This is a genomic window from Nostoc sp. (assembly GCF_035638895.1).
GTDB lineage: Bacteria > Cyanobacteriota > Cyanobacteriia > Cyanobacteriales > Nostocaceae > Nostoc.
Window position 1 is genome coordinate 1 of sequence record NZ_DASQZC010000135.1, and the last position, 2,903, is coordinate 2,903.

Consider the following 2,903-nt stretch of genomic DNA (forward strand, 5'->3'; position numbering starts at 1 on the left):
TTGAGTTTAGACTTTAGGAAAGTTTCTGCTGATTCGGGATCTGGGGGATCATCTGCATAGTGAAATGCTTCAAATTCTTCTTTGCGTCCGGCTCGAACTGCTTGAATTAAATCTGGATCGGAGTGACTGACAAAATAAATAAAGGGTGCTGTTTCGCCGTATTCTTCTCCCATGAACAACAGGGGTAAATTAGGTGAGAGCAACACAGCGCCAGCAGCTAATTTTAATCCCTCAAAAGAGATTCGCTGGCTGAGGCGTTCTCCTTTCATTTGATTGCCGATTTGATCGTGATTCTGAATACAAATTGTAAATTGTGATAGGGGGCGATCGCGGCAAGATACGCCATGAAATCGTTTGCGGTGTGGTGCGTACTTCCAATCGTAGACAAAAGTATCTTCATAAGCTTTTGCCAACTGAGCTACTTGCCCAAAATCTTGATAATATCCTTGGCGATCGCCTGTCAACAGTGCGTGTAATGAATGGTGAAAATCATCACTCCACTGGGCATCAAGACCATATCCACCTAATTCTGCTGGACGAATTATTTGCGGATTATTCATATCACTTTCAGCAATTAGATGGCGTTTCCATTTTTGCCCTTGTTGTGAAAAATGATGAACTGCTTCCGCTAGTTCCCACAGAAAATGCTTCGCCCCCAAGTCGTAAATTGCTTGAACGGCATCCAGCCGCAATGCATCAATGTGGAACTCGCGCAACCAGTAAAGCGCATTTTCAATAAAATAATTTCGCATACCTTGACTATGGGCATCGTCGAAATTCAGCGCTTCGCCCCAAGGTGTTTTATAGGTTTTAGTAAAGTAGGGCGCGAACTGACTCATATAGTTGCCTTCTGGCCCAAAGTGGTTATACACCACATCCAGCACTACGGCAATTCCGTGTTGGTGGCAAGCATTTACCAGTTGCTTCAGTTCGGCTGGGCTACCATAGGAATTTTGGACAGCATAAGGGTAAACGCCGTCATAACCCCAGTTGCGGTATGCAAGAGAAGCTTCAATATGGGTATCTCCCGGAAACTGGGAGATGGGCATGATTTCAATGGCGTTAATTCCCAGTTCTCTCAGTTCCGGTAAACGGGGAATAATAGCGGTGAAAGTTCCTTCAGGCGTGAATGTGCCAACGTGAACTTCATAGAAAATCATCGACTCCACAGGAATCCCAGTCCACCCTTCATCAGTCCAATCAAAGTTTTGATCGACAATTTGCGACGGCCCATGCACCCCTTCCGGCTGATACTGCGACGCGGGATCGGCAAAAGCGTCTTGCCCATTTAAGACATACCGATAAAGCGTGCCTGGATATACATCGTTGACTTTCGTTTGCCAGTATCCCTCAGACTGAGGCTTGAGCGGAATTAACTGCTGTTCTGGCGTCAAAATTTGTACAGTGACGCTCTCTAATAGCGGAGACCAAACTGTAAATTCACACTCTCCGTTACCCAAGTAGTTAGCACCTATTCTCACGCAGTATCCTCCCATCAGTTCCAGTTTTGTTGTGCCGAATCGTGGCGCGATGGCGTACCCGCCCGCCATAGGCGATCGCAAATGTCATTGATTGCACAATATTTACAAACACGCCAGATAGCATAATGGTTGGTCTAGCAGAGTTTTTGCTAGCACCTGGAGGCGGATTTTTGACCAGAACAAATTCAGTCTAATGACAAATGTGGGAGAAATGACGGAGAAAAAACGGTGCATTCGTAGGCTAGCACGGCTATTCACCCCTACGGCTTGCAGCTACCATCCACACAGTATGCCGATTGATATGTATTAGAACGCTTACCAAATATGGTGTAGCGATTATCGCGGATTTGTTCATAAAAGCGATCACCTGCCCATTTCATCCCCGGTAAAGCTCGATAAGCGTCTACAAATATACTTCCTGCTGGCAATAATCGCCCAATTTCTTCTGCGGCGTTACTACCTTGCCAACGTCTTTGAGGTTCATTGGCATCAATTAAAATCATCCCTTGTTCACAGTCTTGAGCTGTAATTCCCCACCGTAAAAGTGTCTGCTCATCTTGCATAGGACTGTAGCGAAACAGCTTTCCTTGGTCTAAAGTTTCTAGCGATTGCACTAAGGTAACGCAGAGATTACAATTCCCGTCGTAGATTACGTAGTAATTCATAAAAATAACTGAGTTGTCAGATATGTATAAATGCAACTTTGGTATTCTAGCTTAGAAAACAGTGGCGATCGCTCTTACCTGAGTAACGTAGTAGTAAATAATCTCATCTACCTCAACACAAAAAAACAGATTAACCTTCATTATTTCATTATTCTTTTTTAACAAAAAAAACATTATAGATTTATATTTTTTTACTAAATAGTCTTTTATCATACACACATAGAGACAGGAAAATACTGAATGCTGGCGACACGTAAGTATATCTTTAATTTTCATGCCTTGTAACTTAAAACACCAATTACCTTATAAACAAGTATGGCTAATATCACTGGAACCTCTCTAAACGATGTTCTTAACGGTACCCCCAACAACGATCTAATTAATGCACTGAATGGAGATGACGTAATTATCGCTAGTAGTGGTAACGACAACATTGACGGTGGAGATGGCTTTGATACCGTAGACTACAGCAGCCTAGGTAAAAGCATCACCCTCTCAGGTGTAGGAACAATTACTAAAGCTGGTGGTTTGGGAACAGACACAGTCTTTAAAGTAGAAAGGGTTATTGCTGATGCCACTGTTGCCAACAACACTATAGATGCGTCTCAATCTTTGTCTGGGGTAGCAGCGATCGCTGACTTAGAAGCCCAAACTATCTCTGCCCTCAACGTTCCTGGTTTGGGAACATTGACATTTAATGTAGTCAACTTTGACAATGTTATCGGCACAATTAACAATGACACCATTAAGGGCGATG

3 protein-coding genes are annotated in these 2,903 nt (G+C 43.3%); 1 reads left to right on the forward strand and 2 read right to left on the reverse strand.

Annotation, left to right across the window (positions count from 1 at the left end; translation table 11 throughout):
• The coding region (treZ, locus tag VE944_RS06725) for a malto-oligosyltrehalose trehalohydrolase (RefSeq protein WP_324974134.1) at positions 1-1,481 on the reverse strand (1,481 nt) is incomplete at its 3' end.
• Positions 1,482-1,741: 260 nt separating this feature from the next.
• Complete coding sequence (locus VE944_RS06730) at positions 1,742-2,146, reverse strand: thiol-disulfide oxidoreductase DCC family protein (RefSeq protein ID WP_324974131.1); 405 nt, start codon at positions 2,144-2,146, stop codon at positions 1,742-1,744.
• A 315-nt stretch (positions 2,147-2,461) separates the two neighbouring features.
• Here VE944_RS06730 and VE944_RS06735 point away from each other — a divergent pair.
• Positions 2,462-2,903: calcium-binding protein (locus VE944_RS06735; RefSeq protein ID WP_414690106.1), on the forward strand; the 442-nt coding region annotated here is incomplete at its 3' end.